The organism is Paenibacillus sp. FSL K6-2441 (assembly GCF_037964765.1).
In the GTDB taxonomy this organism is placed as follows: Bacteria; Bacillota; Bacilli; order Paenibacillales; family Paenibacillaceae; genus Fontibacillus; species Fontibacillus phoenicis.
On sequence record NZ_CP150174.1, the window covers coordinates 1,779,974 to 1,799,829 of the forward strand.

The 19,856-nt window shown below is 49.0% G+C and carries 16 protein-coding genes; 12 read left to right on the forward strand and 4 right to left on the reverse strand.

All coding sequences use genetic code 11. The features are described from left to right. Window positions 1-45 precede the first annotated feature (45 nt). Window positions 46-1,266, reverse strand: a complete 1,221-nt coding sequence (locus NSQ80_RS07950; RefSeq protein ID WP_339302009.1) for an IS256 family transposase — start codon at window positions 1,264-1,266, stop codon at window positions 46-48. 164 nt (window positions 1,267-1,430) lie between these two features. Here NSQ80_RS07950 and NSQ80_RS07955 point away from each other — a divergent pair, with 164 nt between their 5' ends. The 6 genes from NSQ80_RS07955 (at window position 1,431) to NSQ80_RS07980 (ending at window position 8,458) form a co-directional block, all read left to right on the forward strand. Further along, window positions 1,431-2,321, forward strand: a complete 891-nt coding sequence (locus NSQ80_RS07955; protein ID WP_339302010.1) for a hypothetical protein — start codon at window positions 1,431-1,433, stop codon at window positions 2,319-2,321. 396 nt (window positions 2,322-2,717) lie between these two features. After that, window positions 2,718-3,626 carry an ABC transporter permease subunit gene (locus NSQ80_RS07960; RefSeq protein ID WP_323076311.1) on the forward strand — a complete coding sequence of 303 codons (909 nt, stop codon included), beginning with the start codon at window positions 2,718-2,720 and terminating at the stop codon, window positions 3,624-3,626. 33 nt (window positions 3,627-3,659) lie between these two features. Then, a complete protein-coding gene (locus NSQ80_RS07965) occupies window positions 3,660-4,580 on the forward strand; it encodes a carbohydrate ABC transporter permease (protein ID WP_260071309.1) in 921 nt (306 codons plus the stop codon). A gap of 58 nt (window positions 4,581-4,638) precedes the next feature. Further along, window positions 4,639-6,336: an extracellular solute-binding protein gene (locus NSQ80_RS07970; RefSeq protein ID WP_260071308.1), complete on the forward strand. Its 1,698-nt coding sequence runs from the start codon at window positions 4,639-4,641 to the stop codon at window positions 6,334-6,336. A 36-nt stretch (window positions 6,337-6,372) separates the two neighbouring features. Next, complete coding sequence (locus NSQ80_RS07975; RefSeq protein WP_260071307.1) at window positions 6,373-7,356, forward strand: Gfo/Idh/MocA family oxidoreductase; 984 nt, start codon at window positions 6,373-6,375, stop codon at window positions 7,354-7,356. A 19-nt stretch (window positions 7,357-7,375) separates the two neighbouring features. After that, window positions 7,376-8,458, forward strand: coding sequence for a Gfo/Idh/MocA family oxidoreductase (locus tag NSQ80_RS07980; protein WP_339302011.1), 1,083 nt, complete (start codon window positions 7,376-7,378; stop codon window positions 8,456-8,458). A gap of 99 nt (window positions 8,459-8,557) precedes the next feature. On the opposite strand, the gene NSQ80_RS07985 is transcribed toward NSQ80_RS07980, so the two are convergent. The 3 genes from NSQ80_RS07985 to NSQ80_RS07995 form a co-directional block, all read right to left on the reverse strand. Further along, window positions 8,558-8,902, reverse strand: a complete 345-nt coding sequence (locus tag NSQ80_RS07985) for a DUF3221 domain-containing protein (RefSeq protein WP_323076319.1) — start codon at window positions 8,900-8,902, stop codon at window positions 8,558-8,560. Between the two features lie 558 nt (window positions 8,903-9,460). Continuing rightward, window positions 9,461-9,631: a MerR family transcriptional regulator gene (locus NSQ80_RS07990; RefSeq protein ID WP_339302012.1), complete on the reverse strand. Its 171-nt coding sequence runs from the start codon at window positions 9,629-9,631 to the stop codon at window positions 9,461-9,463. Between the two features lie 151 nt (window positions 9,632-9,782). Further along, window positions 9,783-10,958: an ROK family transcriptional regulator gene (locus tag NSQ80_RS07995; RefSeq protein ID WP_339302013.1), complete on the reverse strand. Its 1,176-nt coding sequence runs from the start codon at window positions 10,956-10,958 to the stop codon at window positions 9,783-9,785. Between the two features lie 394 nt (window positions 10,959-11,352). Between NSQ80_RS07995 and NSQ80_RS08000 the strand changes: the two genes are divergently transcribed. From NSQ80_RS08000 to NSQ80_RS08025, 6 genes are all read left to right on the forward strand, one after another. Then, a complete protein-coding gene (locus tag NSQ80_RS08000; protein WP_323076325.1) occupies window positions 11,353-12,330 on the forward strand; it encodes an ROK family protein in 978 nt (325 codons plus the stop codon). A 71-nt stretch (window positions 12,331-12,401) separates the two neighbouring features. Beyond that, the gene (locus NSQ80_RS08005; RefSeq protein WP_339302014.1) at window positions 12,402-13,700 is read left to right on the forward strand and encodes an extracellular solute-binding protein; all 1,299 of its coding nucleotides are present in this window, start codon (window positions 12,402-12,404) and stop codon (window positions 13,698-13,700) included. 25 nt (window positions 13,701-13,725) lie between these two features. Beyond that, window positions 13,726-14,598: a sugar ABC transporter permease gene (locus NSQ80_RS08010; protein ID WP_339302015.1), complete on the forward strand. Its 873-nt coding sequence runs from the start codon at window positions 13,726-13,728 to the stop codon at window positions 14,596-14,598. A 26-nt stretch (window positions 14,599-14,624) separates the two neighbouring features. Next, window positions 14,625-15,443 (forward strand): carbohydrate ABC transporter permease, encoded by an 819-nt coding sequence (locus tag NSQ80_RS08015; RefSeq protein WP_323076329.1) that lies wholly within the window; start codon window positions 14,625-14,627, stop codon window positions 15,441-15,443. A 23-nt stretch (window positions 15,444-15,466) separates the two neighbouring features. Further along, a complete protein-coding gene (locus NSQ80_RS08020; RefSeq protein WP_323076330.1) occupies window positions 15,467-17,929 on the forward strand; it encodes a glycosyl hydrolase in 2,463 nt (820 codons plus the stop codon). Between the two features lie 20 nt (window positions 17,930-17,949). Beyond that, window positions 17,950-19,695: a class I mannose-6-phosphate isomerase gene (locus NSQ80_RS08025; RefSeq protein WP_323076332.1), complete on the forward strand. Its 1,746-nt coding sequence runs from the start codon at window positions 17,950-17,952 to the stop codon at window positions 19,693-19,695. Window positions 19,696-19,856: the final 161 nt, after the last annotated feature.

Genomic DNA, 19,856 nt, shown 5'->3' on the forward strand with positions numbered 1-19,856 from the left:
TGTAAACTCATTCCAAGCAATCCCCCCGAGGGGGATTTGGCGCTTCTAACGTAAATAGTTACTGACCCGATCCGGAAAGAAGACCGAAAGCTGAAGGAGCATCTGCCCCCAGTTTTGGACACGGCCTGTCCATTTTCGTGTCACATCCATCGTGGCCAGGTAGAGCATTTTCAGCAGGGCTTCATCGGTAGGGAAAATACTCTTCCCCTTGGTCACCTTGCGAAGCTGCCGATGGTAACTCTCAATCATATTTGTGGTGTAGATGAGTTTGCGGATCTCAGGCGGATACTTGAAGAAGGTGGAGAGCTCCTCCCAGTTGTTGCGCCAAGAGCGGACTATAAGCGGATACTTAGCGCCCCAGACTTCCTCGAAGCGCTCCATCTCTAGCAGCGCTCCTTCCTCGGTTGCGGCTTTGTAAATGGGCTTGAGGTCGGCAGTCACCTTCTTCAAATCCTTGTACGACACGTAACGAGTGGAGTTGCGGATCTGGTGAATGATGCACTTTTGAATCTCGGTCTTTGGATAGCAGGCCGCAATCGCTTCGGAGAAACCACTCAGATTGTCCACACAGATGATGAGAATGTCTTGGACACCACGATTTCGCAGGTCATTTAGCACGCTGAGCCAGAACTTACTGGATTCATTCTCCCCGATCCACATACCGAGTACATCCTTATTCCCGTCCAGGTCGATGCCAATCACCATGTAGGCCGCTTTGTTAACTATGGCCCCGTCCTGCTTCACTTTAAAGTGAATCGCATCCATGTAGACGACCGCGTAGACGCCTTGAAGCGGCCGATTCTGCCATTCCTTAATGAGAGGCACGATTTTGTTGGTGACATTGGAAATGAGCGTAGGCGAGACTTCGATACCGTAAAGGTTTTGCAGATGGTCTTGAATCTCTCGTGTACTGACACCTTTGGCGTACAGGGCGATGATCTGATCTTCAATGCCAGTTACATTCTTCTGGTGTTTCTGCACAACAACGGGCTCGAACTCACCCATCCGATCCCGTGGAACTGCAATTTCCTGCTCTCCGTATTCGCTGACCACCGTCTTCTTGCTCTTGCCATTTCGGCTATTTGGCGTCATCTTGGCTTTGACCTCGTGCTTCTCGTAGCCTAAGTGCGTATCGAGCTCTGCTTCCAGCATTTCTTGAAGAGTTTCAGCAAACAGTTCTTTCAAAGCATTCTGCGCGTCTTGTGCTGTTACCAGCTTGTTCTCCTTAATGAAGGCTCGCAATTGCTCTTTCGTCCAAAGTCCCATGTATTCTCCCCAACCTTTCTATGTCTTCCATTTTACTGGGTTTAGGAGTTTACACAAACTATTTTACAGACTGTTGGTCGGGAACCCATCGAGCCCTTTGATTTCCGCTTTAAACACTTACATGACGAAACGAGGGATATCGTCAACAACCGAAGGAACCTATGGTGGGAGTGATCATCTGTCATTTTTGGAATCTGGTTTTGAAGCAGTCACCATTACACAGGAAAATATCCAAGGTTTCCATACAACTGACGATACCCCGGATCATCTCGATTTTAAAGCTGCTTGATCAATATGTCGAGGTCTTATCCAATTTTATTCTGGAACAAGGGGATTCTCCTGAGTTTGTTCATGGTGATCAAACTGTTCAATCGCAAATCTCTCCACTCACGTCTGAACAACAGGCAACCATGAGTGAGCTGCTAGAACAAGCTGAAAAAGAGCGTGAGAGTTTGCGATTGGGAGAATACAAGCTGATAGGTCCGGATGAACAGCCGCTGCTGGTGATTGGATCGAATGAAACATTCACTGATAAAAGTTCTGCGGAACAAGCTGTGGTGGGCTTGATGTTGCCTGCGAAGATTGGTGAATATGCTTTTGGCTCCGCCGTTGTCAGCTTAACGTTTCCCAATACTGAGACCAACGATTTCAATGGCACAGAGTTAAACAAAGTTTATAAATATAAATCTGAAATCACGACTGAAGATATCGAGGGCTTGGGATTGATCTACAAAAACGATAATGGGAGAGGCGTCTCTATATCGATAAGTAAAACGAAATTCGACTTTGATGGGCAAAATATAAGCGAATCAAAAGAGATATATAACGGACGTGAGTATAGAGTCGTTTATATACCTGATTTCATCATCTTATTAACCGAAGTAACCGTTCACGGACAGCAATATTATCTCCAGATATATGGGGGGATAGACCACCATGTGAGCTGCGAAGGAACGTCGTTTGTGTTGGATTGGACAAGCGAAGACTCGCCGGCGGCGCTAAAATGGACGGATGGAATTGACTGGGGAGAGCTGATAGAAGGCATGGGCATTTAATCGATTCTCTATCCTATAGAGGCTACCTCTCGGGTCATATGACCTTATGAGTATATCGGAATTACTTCAGCCTAAGCTGACAAGCTTAGGCTTTTTTCTACATTTAAAACTTATTACATATATTGATTATGTCATATTGAATGTTACACGAAAATGGATATATAAACCAATTTATTCCTAGAAATTTACACATATTAAGCCTTAGAGGTGACTTTTACAAAAAATATCTTGGAATTTTTCTTATAGCATATTGAATATATTCATTTATATCGAATATTATTAACACATAGAAAAGAAAACGCTTGCAACTAAGGGGGGAGTCTATCGCAAAGTTAGCAGCTTAGGAGTACAAGTCACTAGAATCCATCCAACGAAGCTTTAGGAGGTGAACACAGCATGGGATCCAGTAAATTACGCAAAATTTGGTATTTCCGGCACATCTACTTGTTTTTACTTCCGGCGATCATTTGGTATCTCATTTTTGCCTATTATCCGATGTACGGCATTTTAATAGCGTTCAAAGATTTCAAATACAATCTGGGCATATTGGGGAGCCCATGGGCTGGCTTTAAGTATTTCGAACAGTTCTTAAACGATTCCAGCTTTTACGATGTCCTCCGCAATACCTTGTCCATCAGCGCGCTCAAACTGATTTTCGGATTTCCAGCGCCGTTGATCCTGGCCTTGATGCTCAATGCGGTGATGCACCGGAGGCTCAAGAGAGTGTTCCAAACGATTTCTTATTTGCCGCACTTCGTTTCGTGGGTTGTTGTCGTGACTTTGCTGCAAAAAATCCTGTCCCCGAACGTTGGGCTGATTAATGACATCCGGTATCAAATGGGGTTGGAACCGATCTTCTTTATGGGTAAGCCGGAATTGTTCTATCCGCTGGTCGTCATATCCGACATCTGGAAAGGGGTCGGTTGGGGATCGATCATTTATTTGGCTGCGTTAACGAACATCGATCCGCATTTGTATGAGGCTGCGGAAATCGACGGGGCCGGAAGGTGGAGTAAGCTGTTTAAAATTACGCTTCCGAGCCTGACGCCAACGATCGCGATCCTGCTCATCTTCTCGCTCAGCGGCATTCTGAACGCAGGCTTTGACCAGATTTGGCTGATGCAAACCCCGGCTACTTTAAGCGTGTCGGAGATATTGGACACTTATGTGCTTAAAACAGGACTCCAGCAAGGGCAATTAGCTTATTCCACTGCCATCGGTTTATTCAAATCAGCGATCTCACTTGGGCTCATTGTGCTTGTCAATTATATCTCCAGAAAAGTGAGCGAGGTATCGCTATGGTAATAAGCCAACGGCAAGCATGAGGAGGTTGTGCGCATGGGGGCAAAAAGGCTGACGTCGGCGGACCGAATCTATATGGTGCTTAACTATTCGGTGTTGTTTATATTTTGCGCCACGGCGCTGTATCCCTTTATCTATTTCCTGGCCCTTTCGTTTAATGACGGCTACGACGCGATGAAGGGCGGAATCTATTTTTTTCCTAGAGTCTTTACGTTAGAGAACTATGCAAAAGCGTTTACCAACCCATTGATCTTAAATTCGTTTTATATTTCGGTGACCCGAACCGTTATCGTTACGGTTGGCTCGGTATTGTTGACGGCTTTGCTGGCTTATGCGCTTTCGCGGAAAGGCTTGCCGGGCCGAAAGTATATCGTCTTCTTCTTTTTCTTTACCACTCTGTTCAGCGGGGGCTTGATCCCAACCTTTATCCTGTTCCGGCAAATCCACATTCTCAACACGTTTTGGGTATTGGTGCTGCCTTCCCTTTACAGCTTCTTTAACGCGATTATTATGAAAACCTTCTTTGACGGAATTCCTGAGGCTTTGTCAGAGTCGGCCCGGATCGATGGTGCCAGCGAGTTATCCGTATTCGCCAGAATCATCCTGCCGCTCTCGATGCCGGTGCTGGCGACCATTGCCTTGTTTGTTGGGGTAGGGGTGTGGAATGACTGGTTCACCGGGCAGTTTTTTATCCAAAATGAGAAATTACACCCTGCCGCGACATTCCTGAACAAAATGATCAGTGAAGCTTCCTTCCAGTCGATGACCTCGTCGTCGGGGAACAGCGGTTCTGCGATTCAAAACATGACCGAATCCCAGCTGGAGCTGCGGGGAGTGACTCCGGAAGCCTTGCGGATGACGTTCGTCATCATTATTACCACACCGATCATTTGTGTGTATCCATTTCTCCAGAAGTATTTCGTGAAAGGCGTATTGGTTGGTTCGCTTAAGGAGTAGTTGGTATAAAAGGCTAAGCCTTTTATATAAAAAATGTTCATTGAAAGGGGAGTAGCGTATGAGCAAAAACGGGTTGAGGAGCGGTTTTATCATCACACTGATCGCCTTACTGCTGACGGCATGCGCAGGGTCAGGCGGGAATAAGGAGGCTAGCACGGTTAACTCGGGTTCGAACGAACCGGGTAGCGTGAATGAGACGGGTGCCGAAGAATTTAAGCCTGTCACCTTAACGTACCTCAGCGCCTGGAATGGCGGCGGAGGCGCCTTCCCGCAAGATCAGGAGAATAATCCCGTAGCTCAAAAAATCCGGGAAAAAACCGGGGTCACTTTAAAACTAGAATCGATCACGACCAGCGAAGTAGAGAAACTGAACACCATCTTCGCTTCCGGCACAGTTCCGGATATCGTGAATGCCCCATTCTGGTCGACGACCGGGGGAGAAGGACAAGTTATCAAGAAGGCGGCCATGGAAGGCCAGATTCTGGACTTAACACCTTATCTGGATAAGTACCCGAATGTAAAAAGACTGGTGACAACCGGGATCGCCAAGGATTTTAACGAGTTCGATCTGAATAGCCCGGATTTTGAAGGAAAAACCTATCTCATTCCTACAGAAACTCCAGACGGAACCCCTGAGAGCATTCATAACTGGAACTATGGCCTTTATGCCCGGGGAGATATTCTGAAGGCGTTAAATGTCAAAGCCGAGGATATCGATACGCAAGAAGAACTGTATGATTTGCTGGTTAAAATCAGAGACGGCGGCTTTAAGGATATTGCCGGCAAACCGGTCATTCCGGCAGGTACGATGTGGAATGGCTGGGATTATGGCCAATTCCTTGCCGGTTGGTCAGACTACAACATTTCGGACTACCGTGAAGAAGGCGGTAAGCTGATCCATTGGACGCAATCCAAGGATCATGAAGAGCGGCTGTTCTACATGAGAAAGTTGTTAAACGAAGGTTTGTTTGACCTTGAAGCCTTCAGTAATACGAGCACAACCGCAAACGAAAAGCTGACGACAGGCAAGCTCGCTGTATTCGGAGCTCAACCGATGTTAGCGGAGTTGTCCAAGACGCTGTATAAGACGAATCCGGAAATGCAATATGAGCTGCTTGGACCGATGAAGAATAAGCGCGGAGAAATTCGGACGCAAGTCGAGAAACCCGGACGTTCCGGCTTCCCCGTCCTGTTCTTAAGCGCGAACATCAAAGATCCTGATGCGGCGTTGCGTTACATTGATTATGTGAACAGTGAGGAAGGACGTTTGCTTGCCTACTACGGCATTGAAGGCACGCACTACACGCTGGAAAACGGGATTCCGCAATGGATTCCGGATGTGAAGAAGCAATTTGATGAGAATCCGGATCTGAAGAGAGACGCAGGGCTGAATTTCCTTCCGGGACGATTCATTGGCGCTTTCTCCGATTCCGTCACTTGGCCAACGCCAGAGGATCAAAAAACGCAGTGGCAAAAGCTGGAGGAGAGCTTCTCGGCCAGAATGCCGATCAAAATCATCGACAAGGTCAGCGCCAGCTACCTCGCGAGAGAATGGCCAAAATATGAGGAATACGTCAATAAGACCAGCAGCTTGAATTTTGATGATGAATTTAAGAAAGCACTGTTTGCCTCGTCGGATGAAGAAGCCTTAAATATGCTGCATAAAGTTCAAGAGAAATTTAGAGATGCGGGCGTAGAGGAAATGGCAGAGTTTGTGGCGCAAAAAGCGGCAGAACGGGATGATGTAGGGTTCTAACCCCTACTCATCCTGAAGATGAAGGAGGGAACGAGGATGTTAAACGTGGCGATGTTAAGCAAATGGCATGTGCATGCAGAGGATTATGCCAGAAAGTTGCAAACCCATGGGAACGTGAAGATCACCGCGGTCTGGGACGAACAACCTGAACGCGGCAGAGAATGGGCGGCCCGCTTAGACGCGGACTTTGAGGCGGATTTGGACACTCTTTTACGGCGGGAAGATGTGGATGGCGTTGTGGTAGATGCTCCTACGAGCATGCACGCCGACGTCATGGTGGCTGCTGCTCAGGCCGGCAAGCATATTTTCACCGAGAAAGCGATGGCGCTGACTACGGAGGAATGCGATCGAATTTCGGCAGCGGTACGTGAGGCTGGCGTTAAGTTCTGCATCTCCTTCCCTGCCCGCACGAGACCGCAAGAATTGTTCGCGAAGCAGCTGATCGATGACCGGATCCTAGGGGATGTTACGCTTCTGCGTATTCGGAACGGCCATGACGGGGCTTTGAACAATTGGCTTCCGGAGTACTGGTATGATGAGAAGCAAGCCGGTGGCGGAGCGATGATGGATTTAGGCTGTCATCCGATGTATCTCGCCAACTGGTACTTAGGGAAGCCGAAACGGATCACCTCCATGTTCCATTACTTCACCCAGCGCGCCGTGGAAGATAATGCGCAATGCTCCATCGAGTTTGCCAACAATGCGGTTGCTCTGGTCGAAACTAGCCTAATCACCTATCGGACTCCTTCTGCGCTTGAAATTTACGGCACGGAAGGCACGTTGATCATCTCGGATTCGAACGTGAAAGTCATCTCGAAGAAGTTCAATTCCCCCTTCTCCGGATGGATTACGCCAACACAGCTCCCTGCAGCGCAGCCGCTTCCGATCATTCAATGGGCGGATGCCTTGCTTGAGGATAAGCCGATGCCGTTCGGACTGGAAGATGGAACGAAATTGACGGAGCTCCTGGAAGCAGCCTATATCGCCCACAGGGAAAACCGAACGGTGGAGTTCAAATAGCGCGGAGGAGGGGAAACGGATGAGAACGGTAAAGGTTGGGATCATCGGTTGCGGATTAATTGCGAATGACAAGCATATGCCGAGTTTAGCGAAGGTGGACAATGTACAGATGGTGGCCTTCTGCGACTTGATCCCGGAAAGAGCTGAGGCCGCCGCGCAAAAATTCGGTACGCCAGATGCCAAGGTGTTCACGAATTACAAGGATCTGCTGGCGATGGAAGAGATCGAGGTTGTACATGTGTTAACCCCCAACAGTTCTCATGCCTCGATCTCCATCGATGCGCTCGAAAGCGGCAAGCATGTCATGTGCGAGAAGCCCATGGCCGTCACCGGTCCCGAGGCGAAAGCGATGTACGAGGCTCACTTACGAACCGGCAAGAAGCTCACCGTCGGTTACCAGAGCCGATCCAGCGCCAAGAGCCAACTGCTCAAAAAGATGATCCAAAATGGCGAGCTGGGAGACATCTATTTTGCCAAAGCGGTGGCTACCCGCAGAAGAGGCGTGCCGACCTGGGGCGTGTTCTTGGATAAAGAGAAGCAGGGAGGCGGTCCGATGATCGATATCGGAACCCATTCCCTGGATCTGATCCTCTGGTTGATGGATAACTACGAACCGGAAAGCGTCGTCGGCAGTGTGTTCTATAAGCTGAAATACACCGAAAATGCCGCAAACGAATGGGGCTCCTGGGATCCCAATGAGTTCGAAGTCGAAGACTCCGCATTTGGCTACGTGAAATTCAAAAATGGGGCTACGGTGATTATTGAAACGAGCTGGGCCCTGAATATTGCAGACGGCGGAGGCAACCTGCTGTGCGGCACGAAGGGCGGGGCGGACTTTAATAACCGTAAACTGCGGATCAACGGCGAAAGAGACGGAAGCTTGTTCGTGAATGAAATCGACGTGGACCCAAACGCAAGAGAACTGTTCCGCGGGGAGAAGTTGACCGATTTCGAGTATGAAGCCAAACAATGGATTCACAGCATCGTCAACGACACCGACCCTCTGGTGAAACCAAGGGAAGCGATGATCGTGTCTCAGATCTTGGAGGCGGTCTATCAATCCGCGGAAACGGGGAAAATCGTTTATTTTGATCAGGAATAAGTACGCGAAATAATAAATCTCGTAATCCGTCCGTGAAGCGACAGCTTCACGGACTTTTTTGTGATTGTTTGATTCAATGGATGTTGTATCTGCCATTGCCTAATTTTTGTCTTTTGTAATTTTTTTAGCGGTAACTTGTGCTGGAAATGAATCATCACTTACTTCAAAGAACACTGTAACCTCATCACCTTTTTTATATTTTGAAGGTGTAATTTTATTTACCCAGATGGCTTGAGAATACTCATTGGATTCCAATACTTCTTTGTAATTCTTGCTCAGGTCTTCCTTTTTTAAGTGTGAAATTACTAAAATTTTTTTATTCTCTTCATCTACCGTGTGTACAATCCCTTTCAAAACTTCATTGTTCTTGCTACAGGCAATGACTAATAAGAAAAAAACAAAGATAAGTGTCCATTTAACAATAGTTCTAGATTCTTTAAACATGGACTTTCTCCTTTGAAGGGTTGAGAGTTAGTTTAAAATTGGTTGCACAGGTATTGCATTCAGTACATTTCCGATATAGGAGTATACGGCATTTCCATTATAGCGACCTTAGCAGTGGTCAACATTAAAGATTCGTAGCTGCCCTTTTAATGACATGCCTTCTGGTCGGGGCAGAGGCTGAATCTGTTTCATCACGCCGATCCACTGGGAAGTTCCGGACTGATTTCGTAGCCATTTTTCTCAATCCAGGAACCCAGATCAACGCTAACCGGCGTATCTGTATCCGGACGGCTCCGATGCTTAACCGAAGCAACGGTCACTTCCGGGAGCACTTTGGTCTTAAAACAATCTCCTCAAACAAACAAGGGATGTTTGCTCTGCTCGTCGTTTCTTTCACGGATACGACCCTTAAAGGCTCCACCTTTTTCACCAAGATCTCATGATGAGGTGTTCCGCCTCGTTCGATCTGTTCCAGTCTGGCCTCGATCCGTCTTAATCGATTGACTTCAGACTCGATCAAGGACTGCACTTCTGCTTGTTTGAGTCGAAACATCCCTCTCATTTCAACGCCAAGATCCGATGCAGGACAAGCAATTGCTCGCTTGTATAATAGCGATAGCCGCTTTGCTGGTCCTTATAAGCAGGCTTCAGCAAATCAAGCTGATCGTAGAAGCGTAACGTTTTGACAGGAACTTGACTCAACTTGGAGAATTCGCTGATCTTGAACATCCTCATATTCCTTTCTCATCTTAACGAAATGATCGTGAACCCATTATAAACTCTCCATCGCAGTGGAAAGTCAAGGGGGGGATATACAAAAAACGCAAAGCCGTCGCTTTGCGTTTTTTTGCGGTATGAGAGAGCGGTAGAGGGTGTAACATCATCCGTTTCTATTGACTCTACGGTACTCGAGGTTATTTTCCATGACAAGGGCGGCGTTACCGATAAAAAACGCATTTCCAGGGAACTTTGAACGTGCGATCTGGACCTTACGGCGGTTGCCTGCAGCGATGATGCGGGCATTAACCTCCTGCTCAAAATGCTGAAACAGTTGGTCTTTAGCAAACCACAGGTCACCTCCGATAAAAATACACTCCGGATCATATAGGTTCACGATGTTGATCAGGCCGCTCAGAAGATAATGATTCATTCGCTCCAATGCGGCGGAACAGATCGCATCGCCAGTTTCTGCCTTGATGAGCAGCTGCATCCAATCTAAGTCGTGCGGCGCGCCATTCTGATGCGCCCAATGGAGGGTAGCGCGGACGCTGCTCATGGCCTCCAGACAACCGCGCTGCCCGCATGCGCATAACTCCCCATCGGTTTGCACAATCATATGACCAATAATCGAAGCCAATCCATTCGTGCCGCTATACAAGCGTTGATTGAGGATCACTCCTCCGCCGATCCCGGCCGTGACCCCCACATACACGAAGTTGTTATACTGCTTCCCGCCTCCATAATACATCTCCGCCAAGGCGGATACGGCCATATCGTTTTCAATATAAACGGGAAGATTCCAACGTTCCTTCAACCGGGGAACGATATGAATGATGTCGATATTAAAATCAGGCGGATCGATGATGACGCCTTCCGTCATATTGATGGGGCCAATACTCGCAATCCCAATGCCCCAGACCTTCTCGATGGGGACATTTTGGAGGATGACCTCGCACATGGCCAGCAAGCCGCTGATAAAGCTGTCCTCGGTCGTAAATTGCCCGATCGGAACCTGATTGTGAAGAACAATCGCGCCGGTCAGATTGATAATTCCCACTTGCAAATAATCCCGGCCTACGCTGATGCCTAGCGTCAGCAAACTGTCGGGGACGACTTCCAACAAGGTTGGGCGCCGTCCCGAGGTTGAAGCGCTAGTCCCGCATTCGCGGACGATTCCCTCCTCCAAAAAATCAGCAATCAGCGAAGTGATGGTCATTTTGCTTAGCTGAGTTTTTTTGCTCAGCTCGATTCTGGATATTGGACCACATGTGGCAATGGTCTTTAAGATGAGAAACTTATTCGTTTCGATCATGTTCTGATGATTTACGCCCCGCATTGATGCCATCTCCATATGTAAGAATAGGTATTCCTTTACAATTTCAAAGTATATTACTCGTATTATATCACAGTTATGTGAGGTTCGTGCTATAGCAGTTTTCTCAACACTTCTGCAGTTTATATCGCATCCGAGAGGACAAATAGTAAACGTGGATTATTAATTGCGGTTGGATTTTAAAATATGCGCTATAACGAAGAAAATATTATGTTTTAAAATTTCTGATTTTGTATTGACATCCCGTTGAAAGCGATTTTATAATCCAATTAGTAAGAGATATTTACTATTTGCTATTCCCGTATGAAATCGCAGCCTCTTTAAGGTTTCGGAACCGAGTTCATCAAGCAATCTGCCTATAACCTGCGGGGATACGAATGGAGTGATGGATTTTGTTATGCGGATAGGAGTGGATATTGGCGGCACGAAGGTATCTTGTGCGCTGGTAGGAGAGGATAAGACCATTCTTTCAAAAGTAAGCTTTGATACAAGGGGGGGACGGCCCTATACGGAGGTGCTGCGTGATATCGCGGATTCCATTTATTCTGTTCTGGACCTAGCTGGAATCCGACTCGATGAGGTTGAGGCGATTGGCCTTGGCTGCCCGGGAATTTTGGATCAGCAAAAGGGAGAAGTGATTTACTCCAACAATATTGCCTGGGAGCATGTACCGCTTGTAAAAACGCTGCAGAACTATGTACCCAAGGAAGTCTATATCGACAACGATGCCAATTGCGCTGCATTGGGCGAGTATCTCTGCGGAGCGTCCCAAGGAACAAGCTCATCGGTTACCGTCACGCTTGGCACCGGGGTTGGCGGGGGGATTATCCTTGGCGGACGAATTCATAGCGGATTTAATTCGGCGGCAAATGCGATCGGGCATATGGTCATCGTGTCCGGGGGGGTGTCGTGCACCTGCGGGCGACGAGGCTGCTGGGAATCCTACGCCTCCATCACGGCACTGGTTCGTATGGCTGAGGAGATGGCAGCGCAATTTCCGCATTCCCTTCTGGCCGAGGTGAAGAGGCGCTCCGGGCAATTTAACGGGAAGAACATTTTTGATACCGCCAGACAAAACGATCCCGCAGCCTTAAAGCTGCTGGACAGATACTACTTTTTTGTGTCAGAGGGGATTATCGACATCATTAATATGTTTCAGCCTGAGATGATTGTAATCGGGGGTGGAATTAGCAGCGAAGGCGACTATCTGTTGCAGCCCATTCTTGCCCATGTAAAAAAGGGGGTGTACTGCAAGCAAGTTCCGCTGCCACAAATTACGATTGCCAAACTAAACAATGATGCCGGACTCATTGGCGCAGCTTACTTGCACGGGTATCAGGCAACGGCAGTAAAGCAAGGAATCAAACGCGTTTAGTCTACAAACCCGCTTGATGCACATCGTGCCGCGGGGTCATTGTACAGATCAAACAAGGGGAGGATAAATCGATGTCTGGCAAAAAAATGATGTCCTTATTTCTTACCATGTTCCTAATGACGGGAATCCTTGCAGCATGTGGTGGAGGGAACGCCTCCGATAACACCTCTGGAAACACCGGAAATACAGCTAAATCCGAGAATACACCTACTCAGACTGGCGGAAAAGTAGAGTTTTGGCTGGATAAACTGGGCGATGCGGAAAAAGCGGCTCGTTTGTCTGAAGCCTGGAAGAAGGATTCGGGGATCGAGATAGAGTTCACCAATTACCCTGATGTAGCCGCCTATCAGACCTCTATCCAACAAACGATCGATGACCCCGGTGCTCCAGGCTTGTTCACCTGGTGGAGCGGTCCGCAATTGGAAACGCTGGCCAAAAACGGCAAGCTGGCAGATCTGTCTGCGGAATGGGATCACTACATCGCTGACGGTGTTTCCGCAGATATTAAGGAAGCTTTCACGGTGGGCGGCAAGGTCTACGCTGCTCCTTACAGTCTCCGCTACATGTCCGTACTCTATAATGTGAAAGTATTTGAGGCTGCCGGCGTGGCAGTTCCTACGACATTCGAAGAGTTTCTAGAGGCCTGCGAGAAGATCAAGGCCAGCGGCGTCACCCCGATTGGCTTGAAGAACGACTCCTGGGCTAGCTTCATCTGGTTCCAGCAATTAATTGCAGCTTACGATCCTCAGCTGTATATCGATATTTGCAATGGCACCAAGCCCTATACGGATGAGGCTGTGAAGGAAGTAATGGCGATCTGGAGAGACATGTTTAATAAAGGTTATTTTGGAGAACCCATTGTCTACAGCGATCTCCATAAAGAATTTGCGACAGGCGTCGTTGCGATGATGTTGGAGGATAGCCCAACCGTTACTGGTTTACAGAACGATTACGGCATGGAGCCCGGAACCCATATTGATGCCTTTATCCTGCCTAGCATGAGGGGTGGCAAGGGGACGATCTTCTTTGAAGCTTCGCCAATTGTCGTGACCGAGGCTAGCTCCTCCAAAGAACAGGCTCTCACCGCTCTGCGCAGCTTCTACAAACCGGGTACCCAAATGGTGATGGTCAACGACCACGGCATTGCCAACATTAGTACGATATCCGTGGAAAATCAAACCATTCAGCGCATTTTGGATATGACCGGAGATTCTTCCAAGTACCAGCTCCTGCTTCGCTTCTATGAAAATACTCCCGAGGATCTACGCAATACGGCCATTGATGAGCTCTCTCGCTTTATGTACAGCGGCGCGTATATTGACGATGTGCTGAATACCATCCAGGCTAAGGCGGATGAAGTATTCGGTTAAATTACGAAGGAGTGAGGGGGTTCCTTTGAAGAAAAGCAGCTTCGCTTGGACGAATTATCTTTATCTGCTGCCGGCGGTTTTGCTGGTTGCTGTCTTCTTTGCCACATCCATAGTGTACACAGTTCGTCTTAGCTTCTATGAATATGACGGATTTTCCGCTATGCGGTTTGTGGGCATAGAAAACTATCGCCATCTGTTTCAGGATGTGAACTTCAAAATTTCTTTTATGAACACGGTCATCTGGGTTGTGTTTTCCCTTGTGTTTACCTTAGCGCTGCCGCTGCTGTTGGCCGTTTTTATTAAGAACAGTTCCTGGGTTGGCGGGTTTAAAAATATTTTCTACTATCCCACGGCACTGTCGAGCACCATCGGGGGCATTATCATGGTGGCCATTCTCTCGAAATACGGCATTCCTCAGCTGTTTGGCTTACTGGGATTTAAGAGCTGGGTTCGCGATTGGCTAGCCATCCCTTATGTCAATACCTTCATCATGATTTTGATGGGAACGTGGCAGGGCGTTGGCTTGAACACCATTCTATTCATTACCGGGCTGACCACCATTCCCGCTTCCCCTATTGAGGCTGCCAAGATCGAAGGCGCGCGGACGATTCAGCTTTACACCAAGGTGATTTTCCCGCTTCTCCAGCCTACCACGATGGTGGTGTTGCTGATGTCTTTGGTGAACAGCTTTAAGGTGTTTGACTCGATCTGGGTCATGACAAAAGGCGGGCCTTACCGAACTTCCGAAACCTTGGCGTTGACGATGTATCAGGAGTCCTTTATCCACGGTAAATTCGGTGTCGGTGCGGCAGTGGCTGTGGTGCTCACCATCATGATCTTGATCGTCTCCTATTTTAATATCCGCAACTCCTTCGGAGACACCGACCGGACGGCCTGAGGAAGCGTGAAAGGAGAGCCCATCCTATGAAAAAAGTAAGCCAAGGAAGAATCGCCGTAAATTCGGTGCTGATCATTCTATCGATTTTTTGGATATTCCCGGCTTTGTTCGCCATCATCGGGATGTTCAAGAAGAAGCAGGAATATAATCTGGGGAACTTCTGGGATCTGCCGAAGGGAATAAGCCTGGCCGAAAATCTAAAGGGAATTGCCGGCGCCTTCGGCATGGTGAAGGGGATGGTCAACAGTCTCCTATATGCTTCTGTTTCGGCGGGGGCAGCCGTCCTCATCGCCATCCTGGCCGCCTATGCCATTTCCCATCTCAAGATCAAACGGCCGATGTTCTGGTTCCTATTTATCTACAGTGGAACGATCTTCCCGTTCCAGATCTATTTGATTCCGGTTTACAAGGGACTGACGGCCACCAAGCTGTACGATACCCAATTGGGGATGATTTTGTTCTATACGGCAATCTGCGTGCCTTTCTGCATGTTTGTGCTCCGGAATTATTTTCTTGGCATATCGAAGGAAATTTGTGAATCGGCAAAAATCGATGGTTGCAACAGCCTGCAAATTTTAGGGCATATCTTTGTCCCCATGTCTACCGCCCCGTTGGCTGTTATCTTCCTTACCCAGTTCAATTGGGTGTGGAATGAGCTCATGTTTGGTCTGACCTTCACGAAATCCCGGGAGATTCGTCCAGTGATGGCTGCGATTTCATTAATGGACAAAGCGAATGTACCGGTGATTCTTATGGCCTGCGTGGTAGCATCGATTCCTACGCTGCTGTTATTTTTCTTGCTGAACAAACATTTTGAGGCTGGCTATGCTTACCAGAGCAAGTAATCCTAAATGAACGGAGTGGCTTTATGAAACTATCGAAAAAATGGAAAGTCTTCCTCATTCATCACTCACACACCGATATTGGCTACACCGAGCGGCAGGATAAAATTATCCATTATCATTGCGATTTTATTAAACAGGCCGTGGATATTCTGAGAGAGATTGATCGCACCGGCAATGAAGCTCGCCAAGGCTTTGTGTGGCAGTGTGAAAACCATTGGCAGGTCAAAAACTTCTATGACCATGCGCCTTCGGACTATATTACGGACTTTGAAAAATATGTGCGGGAAGGACGGATTGGCCTTTCAGGCAACTATTTAAATTTAACCGAGCTGGTTAGTCGAGATATTCTCTACGATTGTACGATTCAAGCGAAGAAGTATGGCGAGCAGATCGGTTATCCCATCCGCAGCGGAATGAGCGCCGATATCAACGGGTTTGCCTGGGGATATGCGGATGTGCTGCAGGAGTGCGGCGTGGAACGCCTGTTTTCCTGTCTGCATCCCCATCACGGAATGTTCCCTCTTTATAAAAAACAGACCCCGTTCTACTGGCAAGGGCCGTCTGGGAAGAAGGTGCTGGTTTGGAACGGAGAGCATTACCACTTTGGAAATGAGCTTTGCTTTTCGCCGCACGCAGCTTCGACTTATATGATTTTCGATGAAATCAGCAAGAAAATGAGAGGCAATCAGCTCTTTACGACCAGCCCCGAGGATACGGAGCAAACGGAGTTAGCCATTCTCGATGAACGGCTGGAGCGCTATCTGCAAAATCTGGAGGCCGAGGGGTATCCAGGCGATTTTGTGCCCTTCATGGTTTCGGGCGCGATCACGGACAATGCCCCGCCAAACGTCAAGATTGCCGAACGGGTTGACTTGCTGAACCGGAAGTACGCCGGAACCTTGGAAGTACGGATGGTTACTCTGGACCAATTTTTCGATCGTCTGGAAGCAGAATGGAAGGACATTCCGGTGTACCAGGGGGATTGGAACGATTGGTGGGCGGATGGCGTGGGCTCCACACCGGCGGTTGTCAAGGTGTATCGGGAGGGGCAACGCAAGTACGATCTCTGCAAAAAGCTGGATCCCGATTCCACTCTGGGGGATGCGGGGTTGATGCAGAAAGCGGCGGAAAATCTGATCCTCTACAGCGAGCACACCTGGGGTTATTCCTCCTCCGTGTCGGAACCTTGGGAAACTCTGGTTGGGGAACTGGAGCACAAAAAATCTGCTTACGCGATCAATGGCAACACTGAGGTAGCGGATAATCTGGACCGGATTTTAGCGAAAAAAGGGGAGGTGGCCATCCGGCAAGACCGGCCGCAGCACTATCGAATTATCAATCCCCACGACATTCCGCTGGAGACGACCGCCAAAATCTATATCGAGTTTTGGGAGTATGTTGATGGGTTGAACTACAGCCTGGATGTTCCCATCGAAGTGTTTGATTTGGCAACAAATGAGGTGATCCCGCATCAGGTGAAGCGTATCGCCCGGGCCTACGAAATCGAAATCCCTCTTAAGGTGCAGCCCAAGGAGGAACGCAACGTCGGGGTTCGTGCGACTGGTCGCTATCCGAATGGCACCTCCCAGAGCCATGCCCATATTGGCGCGGAGGGGGTTGAAGATGTGCTGCAGCCTGGGGTGTTGCGCGAGGATGTGGCCTGCGTGGAGACGGCGTTCTACCGGGTGGAGTTTGATCAAAAGCGGGGGATTACCTCGATCATCGATCGGAAGACCGGAAAAAATCTGGTCCGGCAGGACGCGATCTACGCCCCGTTTAGCGGAATCTACGAGGTGACCGATATCCGCACCTCCCCGACGGAGGAACGCCGGCGAATGGGACGCAACCGTAAATCCCCGGCAACGAGACGGTATGAAGCTCACCTGACCGATATCCAAATTGTTGAGAGCGGGCCGTTGTTTGTCTCGCTGCAGCTCGACTACAGCCTGGAGGGCACGCGGTTCTACAAGGTGTTCCTGAAGCTGTACCGGGAGATCAATAAAATCGAAGCGATGGTGCGCATCCACAAGGATAGCGTGTGGGAGCCGGAAAACCTTTATGTGTCACTGCCATTTACGGCGGGCGACGATGAGGTGAAGTATGTGGACAAAACCGGCTGCATCCTTCGTCCGGGCATTGATCAGCTGCCCGGCAGTAATATGGAATTCTATCTGATCCAAAACGGATTGGTGATGGAAGCTGGCGAACGGCAGGTTCTGGTCGCTGTCAAAGACACGCCTTTGCTGACGTTTGGCCCCCTGGAAGCAAAACCGATCCAGCTATGCGACGGCAACAATTGGGAGCTGAACCGAGGGGAAACCTTTGCCTGGGTCATGAACAACTACTGGGAGACCAACTTCAAGGTTGACTTGGGCGGCTTTTATGAATTTGCTTTTACACTGTCCAGCCAGGAAAAACAGACAACCGAAGCAGCGATGCGCCTTTGCGAGGCTTATAACGAGGGCTTGCTCGCATTCTACATCTAATCGTTGAGGAGCACTTAGATATGAACAACACGAAATACCGCAATTATGACTTGGAGCCGGTATTGGACATCCCGGGCTGGGATGACCATGCTTTTTCGGGATGGGAAGCCATCCGGGAAGAGCTGAGGCGGCAAATGGATCAATGCCGTATATTCGTTTTTGATTGTTATCCAGGCACGGACAAAGAAGAAGTGGCTAGGGAGCTGGCGCTTTTGTCTCCAGCGCGGATGGTGGACTGCGAAACCTGCCTGTTGCCGCAGGAGCAGCTAGAACAGCTCTTTGCCCCCAGCCTTCCGCCGGATCCGGTTTTTGGTGTGATGTTTTACGGCAAGTTGGATTATTGCTTTGACCCCGCCTCTCTGGATGCATTGCGGACAGAAATTGAACGATCCGATGGGCCAATCTTTCTCTATGGAACCGGCGCGTCGCTCGTCACCAAAGGAGATTTGCTCGTATACCTCGATTTGCCCCGTTGGGAAATCCAGTTGCGCTATCGCCGGGGAATGACGAACTGGCTAGCCGACAATCCCGATGCGCCCATTCTGGAAAAATACAAACGCGGCTTCTTTGTCGAATGGCGCATGGCGGACCGGCATAAAGCCAAGTTGCTGGGAAGTTTGGACTATCTGATAGAAACCACCACGCCGGGGCAGCCCAACATGGTTACCGGGAACGCCTTTCGTGCCGCTCTTCAATCGGCGGCTTCGCGACCGTTCCGTCTAAAGCCATATTTTGATCCGGGGGTATGGGGCGGGCAGTGGATGCGGGAGAATTTTGGCCTCCCCGACGGACCGCCGAACTATGCCTGGAGTTTTGACGGGGTACCCGAAGAGAATAGCCTTCAGTTTCGCTTCGGGCAGGTCACCTTGGAGATTCCGGCGATGGACCTGGTGCTGTTCTGCCCCCGTCCTTTGCTGGGTGAGCGAGTACACGCCCGATTCGGGGCGGAATTCCCGATCCGCTTTGATTTGCTGGACACAATGGGGGGCGGGAACTTGTCTCTTCAGGTACATCCGCTGACCGAATACATCCAACAGACCTTTGGCATGCACTATACCCAAGATGAGAGCTATTATATTTTGGATGCAGCTGAAAACGGAGAGGCTTACGTATATTTGGGACTCAAAGAAAATGTGGACAGCGAACGCATGGCGAGCGATCTGTACCGCGCGAAAAGTGGAGAGGCGCCCTTTCCGGCAGAGGAGTATGTCAACAAAATCCCGGTCAAAAAGCATGATCATTTGCTTATTCCTGCAGGTACGATCCACTGCTCAGGCAAGGACACGATGGTGCTGGAGATTAGCGCGACCCCTTATATTTTTACCTTTAAGCTTTGGGATTGGGGACGTGTAGGCTTGGATGGTCTCCCTCGTCCTACCCATTTGGAGCATGGGTTAAAGAATATCCAATGGGATTGGGACACCGCTTGGGTCAAGGAGAATCTCATTCAACAGGGGAAAGTGCTGGAGGAAAACGAACACCTTAAAGTGGAGCGAACCGGCCTGCATGTGCGGCAATTTATCGAGACCTTCCGTTACACCTTTTCGCAGGAGGTAGAGATCGCCTGCAAGGACAGCGTACAGGTGCTGAACCTAGTTGAAGGAGGGCAAATTACGATCTACAGCAAAACCGATGCTTTTCCTCCTTTCGATGTTCATTATGCCGAAACTGCCATTGTTCCAGCAGCCGTGGGGACATACTCGGTCCGGCCCTCGGGAGTTTCGGAAGGGGAGAAGGTCATGATCATCGTTGCATCGGTCCGCTGAGTTCGCTACCATCGAATGATGGCAGATTACGCCGAGCTGGTGCCGGAGCTTAAATCGACATTCCTTACAAGTACTTTGGAGCCGGATGCTTTGGCCATGTTGATTTCGGCAGCAATCTCTATGCCATTGGCAGGCGAACGATCCCGTTCCATGATGAACTG

Coding starts and splice junctions, on each gene's coding strand:
- NSQ80_RS07960 (WP_323076311.1), top strand. CDS start 2,718: ATGGGATCCAGTAAATTACGCAAAATTTGGTATTTCCGGCACATCTAC.
- NSQ80_RS07970 (WP_260071308.1), top strand. CDS start 4,639: ATGAGCAAAAACGGGTTGAGGAGCGGTTTTATCATCACACTGATCGCC.
- NSQ80_RS07950 (WP_339302009.1), bottom strand. CDS start 1,266: ATGGGACTTTGGACGAAAGAGCAATTGCGAGCCTTCATTAAGGAGAAC.
- NSQ80_RS08015 (WP_323076329.1), top strand. CDS start 14,625: ATGAAAAAAGTAAGCCAAGGAAGAATCGCCGTAAATTCGGTGCTGATC.
- NSQ80_RS08025 (WP_323076332.1), top strand. CDS start 17,950: ATGAACAACACGAAATACCGCAATTATGACTTGGAGCCGGTATTGGAC.
- NSQ80_RS07965 (WP_260071309.1), top strand. CDS start 3,660: ATGGGGGCAAAAAGGCTGACGTCGGCGGACCGAATCTATATGGTGCTT.
- NSQ80_RS07985 (WP_323076319.1), bottom strand. CDS start 8,902: ATGTTTAAAGAATCTAGAACTATTGTTAAATGGACACTTATCTTTGTT.
- NSQ80_RS08020 (WP_323076330.1), top strand. CDS start 15,467: ATGAAACTATCGAAAAAATGGAAAGTCTTCCTCATTCATCACTCACAC.
- NSQ80_RS07995 (WP_339302013.1), bottom strand. CDS start 10,958: ATGCGGGGCGTAAATCATCAGAACATGATCGAAACGAATAAGTTTCTC.
- NSQ80_RS07975 (WP_260071307.1), top strand. CDS start 6,373: ATGTTAAACGTGGCGATGTTAAGCAAATGGCATGTGCATGCAGAGGAT.
- NSQ80_RS08005 (WP_339302014.1), top strand. CDS start 12,402: ATGTCTGGCAAAAAAATGATGTCCTTATTTCTTACCATGTTCCTAATG.
- NSQ80_RS07990 (WP_339302012.1), bottom strand. CDS start 9,631: ATGTTCAAGATCAGCGAATTCTCCAAGTTGAGTCAAGTTCCTGTCAAA.
- NSQ80_RS08000 (WP_323076325.1), top strand. CDS start 11,353: ATGCGGATAGGAGTGGATATTGGCGGCACGAAGGTATCTTGTGCGCTG.
- NSQ80_RS07980 (WP_339302011.1), top strand. CDS start 7,376: ATGAGAACGGTAAAGGTTGGGATCATCGGTTGCGGATTAATTGCGAAT.